General features: G+C 63.7%; 4 protein-coding genes and 1 pseudogene. All 5 read right to left on the bottom strand.

Annotation, left to right across the window (positions count from 1 at the left end; genetic code table 11):
* Window positions 1-1079 (bottom strand): WXG100-like domain-containing protein (locus BLW84_RS44880; protein ID WP_177227062.1); only part of this gene is annotated, 1079 nt, incomplete at its 3' end.
* A 46-nt stretch (window positions 1080-1125) separates the two neighbouring features.
* Window positions 1126-1473 (bottom strand): hypothetical protein, encoded by a 348-nt coding sequence (locus BLW84_RS44875; protein ID WP_143061362.1) that lies wholly within the window; start codon window positions 1471-1473, stop codon window positions 1126-1128.
* Window positions 1466-1861: a YbaB/EbfC family nucleoid-associated protein gene (locus tag BLW84_RS44870; RefSeq protein WP_093278719.1), complete on the bottom strand. Its 396-nt coding sequence runs from the start codon at window positions 1859-1861 to the stop codon at window positions 1466-1468. Before BLW84_RS44870 ends, BLW84_RS44875 begins: the two co-directional genes overlap by 8 nt.
* 19 nt (window positions 1862-1880) lie before the next feature.
* Window positions 1881-4775, bottom strand: a complete 2895-nt coding sequence (locus tag BLW84_RS48245) for a hypothetical protein (RefSeq protein ID WP_177227061.1) — start codon at window positions 4773-4775, stop codon at window positions 1881-1883.
* A 2-nt stretch (window positions 4776-4777) separates the two neighbouring features.
* Window positions 4778-5539: pseudogene (locus BLW84_RS47070) on the bottom strand (hypothetical protein); the annotation flags it as partial.

The raw sequence follows: 5539 nt of genomic DNA, 5'->3' as shown, positions 1-5539 counted from the left end.
GTGTCGCTACCGCCGCCGGACTCACCGCTGCTGCCGCCGGACTCGCTGCCCGCGTCGTCCGCGTCTGCGTCCTCGTCGCTGCCGTAGCCGCTGTCAGCATCCTCATCGCCCGGGACATGCTTGTTGGCTTCCTGTTCCAACACCAACCCGCTCAGACCCGCCCCCGCCTTCTCCCCCGCGATCTCCGCCACCCCCGAAGCCGCACCCGCGGTAAACGCCGCCGGGTTGAACGCGAAGTCGCCCAAGATCCCGGTCGCGACCATCTCGGTAACGCCCTCATGCAGGCCCTCACCACCGATCCGCGCCCACGGACTGGCAAACCACCCATCCACCGCACCCGCATCCCCGCCCGCATGCTTCACCCAATCCTTGATCGCACCCTTCAACTTCGGCAGCGCCCCCATCGCCCCGAACGACAACACCGACCCCACCGTCGCGATCACCGCGGCACTCTCGTAATGCTTCCCGTCGTGCTCCTCGCGGGTGCCCTTCCCGATCTGGATCTGCTGAGCCAGCCACACCACACCCAACTGCTGCCCGAAACTCATCGCCAGCATGCCCAGAATCTGCACCGGAACACGCGGCACACTCGCCATCCGCCGCGCCATCCACGTCACAGCCTTCTCCACAATCACCTTGTGCATGAACGCCTGCGACATAAACCACGTCTGAACCCCAGGAACCCAAAACCACTGCACAAAAAACTCAAACTCAACCGCCAGCAACGCCAACTGAATCAACACCACCAGCTTAAGAAACTCCACCTCCATCGCGATCTGATCCAACGCATCAGCCATCATCTCAAAATGATCAGCCGCCGCATCCAAATAATTCGACGGACCATCCACAAACGGCGCCATCCGCGCCGCAAACGCCCGCTCCGACGCCCCCGCGAAATCCGACGCCCGAATCCCCTCCACCGCCGCCTGAGCATCCACCCGCAACTGCCGCAAACGCGCCGCATGCGACCGCCACACCGCCGCCAACTCCCGCACCTTATCCTCATTAACAGGCGGCGGCTCATCGCCGGTAAGCCAAAGGGACAGCTGGCGCTCAAACTCACTGAACATGATCGCCATAACTGCCCCTTTAGCTTACCTAACCACTAACTAGTACTCGTACGAACTACACCGACGCAGCCGAGTCGGCATCACCATCGGCTTCGTCCAGCTTGTATGCGGTGCCTCGCGCTCTCTCCCCGGCGTCCCCTATCGCATGGTCCAACAGATCCAAGAATTTCAGCGCGTACTCCTGACCGGGAACCACGGTCTCCAGCCAAATCTTGACGAAATCATTACCGCTGGCTCCCCTATAGCCTCCGGAGCCATCCCCAGCGCCGTCGAAGACGTTGCTGTACGCACCGAGAGCGATGGCGAAATCGCTCATGAGGTCCCGCGCTTCGTCAGCAACCCTCGAAATGTTGACCGCGCCGCCTGCCAGCGCGGAAGGATCTACGGCGGTACGGTCACTCATTGAACGACTTCCACATCTTTTCGACGTCCGGGAACAACGCTTCGATGTCCGGCTTGCCGGAGAACAGCTCCGGAATGTTCATGCCTTCGGGCGCCATCGCGGCCGCCAGCTCGGTGACGTTCTTATGCGCCTTCTCCTGCGCGCCGGTGACCGCCTCGACGATCGCCGCGCCCAGCTCCTTCGGCGACAGGTCGCGCCAGCGATCGCCGCGCAGCACCACCTCGATGAGCCGGCCCTGCCCGTCCACAGTGGCCTTGATCATCTTGTTCTTGGTGGTCGCGGACTCCCGGACAGCCTGCACCTCCTCGACCGCGCCCGAGATCTTCTCGCGCTGCTCGTTCAGCTCCGCGAGCAGCTTGGACACTTCCTCGTCATAAACCGGATCCATCGGACGCTCCCTTCTGCCGTTACCCCGTCGACTTGGCGGAGTCGGGGTTCGAACCCTCTGCTGACTCCACGAATTCGGGGGCCCCGGTGGTTCGCCTGGCCGGGTTGGCGGGCTCGGCGGGGTTGGAACCCTCTGCTGACTCCACGGCTTCGGGGGCCCCGGTGGTTCGCTTGGCCGGTTTGCCGGCCTTGCCCTTGCCGCTGGACGCCTTGGCCGGGGCGTGAACGTGGGTCGGGACCGGCGCGTCGTCCGTGACGCGGTAACCGCCATCGGGGCGACCGATGACCCCATCGCCCGCTGCCAGGTGAGCGCCCCAGACCTCTTCGTCCTCAGACAGCCAGGTCTGGCGTTCCCGTTCGCGGTCACCGTTGCCGCCACCACCGCCCGCGCCACCCATGCCACCCATACCGCCCATCGGCGGCATCATCGGCGGCATCATGGGCATACCGCTCCCGGCTTGGCGCTGGTCAGAGCCGCCACCGCCGGCCCCATCACGGGAACCGCCGCCGAGGTCGCCGGACCAGTCCGACCACCCCTCGCCGCCAAAGCCCGAGCCGCCGGCGGCAGCGAAGTTCGCGCCCTCGCCGAAGGAAGACTGACCAGCTCCAACGCCACCGGCGCCTGGCAGGCCGGAGCCACCCCCGCCTCCGGACGGGAGGTTGAGCTCCGCATGTCCCCCACCGTCCGCGGGCGACGTGAACTTCGAGCCACCCCCATCGCCCGGCGACGGCGTAAAGCCCGAGCCACCGTTGCCACCCTTCGGCAGATCCAGGTTCAAGCCGCCGCCATCGCGACTACCCGGGAACTCCGGCACGTTGGACTTCGGCGAATTGAACTGCGCGGACGGATCCTCCGGCTCCCAGCCTTCCCCACGATTACGATTCAGGTTCACGCCGCCGTCGCCGGGACGGCCACCACCGAATGGCGCGTTGAATCCCAAGCCCGGCGGCCGCCGGCCCGATCCAGGGTTCGTACTGCCGCCACTGCCCGGGACCCCGCCGAACGGTGTCAGCGGCAGTCCGCCGGATCCCCGACCGTTCGGGTCCGAAACGAAGGGATCAGACCCGCCACCAGGCGCATTCAACCCAACCCCAGGACCACCAGACCCACCACCAGGCTGATCGAAATTCAACCCACCATTCGCATCAGACCCGCCACCAGGCGCATTGAAGTTCACCCCGTTCGGATCAGACCCGCCACCAGGGAAATTCACCCCACCATTCGCACCAGACCCGCCACCAGGCGCATTCAACCCAACCCCAGGACCACCAGACCCACCACCAGGCTGATCGAAATTCACCCCACCATTCGCACCAGACCCGCCACCAGGCGCATTCAACCCAACCCCAGGACCACCAGACCCACCACCAGGCTGATCGAAATTCAACCCACCATTCGCACCAGATCCGCCGCCAGGGAAATTCACCCCACCATTCGCGCCAGACCCGCCGCCGCCTTTACCGTCGGGATTGAATTTCAGCTCGGGACCGTCACCGCCACCCTTGCCGTCGGGATTGAATTTCAGATCAGGACCGTCACCGCCACCCTTGCCGTCGGGATTGAATTTCAGATCAGGACCGTCACCGCCACCCTTGCCGTCGGGATCGAATTTCAGATCAGGACCGTCACCGCCACCTTTGCCGTCGGGACCGCCGCCCGCGGTGCCGATTGTCGGTGGCGTCTTGTCATACAAGTCCTTAAACGGCGGGTTGGCGATGACAAAGACCTCTTCCAACCGTGCGGCCGCTTTCCGGGCAGCTTCGTTCAGCGGCTGCAACTGGGCACGCACGGACTCACTGACAGCCTTGTTGATCCAGGACCATCCCAGCTCGGATCGCAAGTCGGCTTTGAGGCTCGTAATACCTTCCGGCAACGGCGGAGGGGTCCAAGTGGTACCTGGTGCAGGACCCTGCCCTACTCCGTCCGGAGTATGCAGGGACAAACCTTTACCTGCCGAAGCGGTCCTGGAATCATACGACGACAGCACATAGTTGATGTACTCTAAACCCTCAGACTTATCTTTAAAATAGGGCAGGAGGTAATTGGGGTCACCGGAGACGAGGCCGGATCCCGTTACATACGCCCAAACGTTCTTGACCACCAAGGTGAGGGCGTTCTCGATCGCGTTGACCAGTCCGCCACTCACACTGTCCCACGCCGTCCCCATCTCGCTGCCGAACAGGAGCAGTCCGGACGTCACGTCGACGAGCCCTTCTGCCGGCGACGGGTTCCGGTGAGTAATCTGCTTGTACAGGTCATCCAACAGGAAGTTGATCTGACGGACATGACCTTGGATCGCATAAGCCGCGCGGCCTTTGAACTCCGCGTCCGGGCTGTCGAGTCTGCTGATCCATCCCGCAGTCTTCTCGCGCGCTCCGTCCAGCCAGTTCACGTAATGCCTGATCATCCCCACGCCGTCAGCGGCTTGCACCCAGTCGATAGTGCCGACCCGAGCAGCCGTGACCTGTGGCATGTAGCTGTCGATCTCTCCGACGGCCGTGCGCCAGTCCGCCAGCAAAGCGTCGTTGTAAACCACCCTGAACCACGGCTTGTCGGCCCAGTTTTGGGTTGTGTAGGAGGTGGCAACACGCCCCCCGTCCCCGGTGTCGAACTGGAGCCAGCCCTTCGTCCCGCTGCCGGTGTCCAGGATCTTGTTCAGGTCCTTGCCCACGCCGGCAATCGTGAACAGAATCTCCTCGTAGGTCGCACGGGAGAGGTTAGTCCGGCCACTGGTGACGTCCGGGTCGACGACGTTGCTGTCGTCGCCACCTGACCCGCCCTCGCCGTCCGACCCGTCTTTCGATTCGTCGTTGCCGCCGCCCGACCCGTCTTTCGACTCGTCGTTGCCGCCGCCCGACCCGTCTTTCGACTCGTCGTTGCTGCTGTTCGAACCGTCGTTCTCGTCGTCCGCCACGACTACGCCCCTCCAGAACCTTGGCCGCCACTCATCTTCCCGCCACCAGAATTAAGGTCCGGGAATTCCGTGACAAAGTCATTCAGACTGTAGTTCGCCAGATCGTCGGTGTTTTCAAATACTTCGATAGCCCACCGCATCGCGTTGACAACTGTGCTCAGCCGCTGCCGAAGCGCCTCATTGACAGTTTCCACTGAGCCACCGAATCCCGACGCCCGGGCATTCAAATCTTTGGCAGGTTCCCACCGCGTATCCCGCGGCTGAGCCCTGAAAGTACCATTCAGCTCGCCATACCTGGAAATCGTGGCGTAGTCGATCAGACCGTTCTCAACATCGTGTAACGCCCCCAGCAACTTGAGCCAGTCGTCCTTGTTGAACCGGAGGTTACCTTTGCCATCGGCGGACTTGACGGCTGGCAACGGCTTCGGTTTTCCATCTTTGCCGTCGCCGCCCTTACCGTCTTTGCCGTCGCCGCCCTTACCGTCTTTGCCGTCGCCGCCCTTACCGTCCTTGCCATCGCCGCCCTTACCATCGCCCTCCTTGCCATCGCCGCCCTTACCGTCCTTGCCATCGCCGCCCTTACCATCGCCCTCCTTGCCATCGCCGCCCTTACCGTCCTTGCCATCGCCGCCCTTACCGTCCTTGCCATCGCCGCCCTTGCCATCGCCCTCCTTGGCGACCGGCTTCACCGACGTCGTCGGCTCCGGCGACACACCCCCCTGACCACCAGACGAACCACCAGAACCACCACCGCCGCCTTTGCC

Origin of the sequence: Saccharopolyspora shandongensis, from assembly GCF_900106995.1 — a bacterium.
Taxonomy (GTDB): Bacteria; Actinomycetota; Actinomycetes; order Mycobacteriales; family Pseudonocardiaceae; genus Saccharopolyspora; species Saccharopolyspora shandongensis.
This window is presented reverse-complemented; position numbering and strand designations above follow the sequence as displayed.

Bases quoted from the DNA above. Each gene is read 5' to 3' on its own strand.
- BLW84_RS44875 (WP_143061362.1), bottom strand. From the start codon at position 1,473: ATGAGTGACCGTACCGCCGTAGATCCTTCCGCGCTGGCAGGCGGCGCG.
- BLW84_RS44870 (WP_093278719.1), bottom strand. From the start codon at position 1,861: ATGGATCCGGTTTATGACGAGGAAGTGTCCAAGCTGCTCGCGGAGCTG.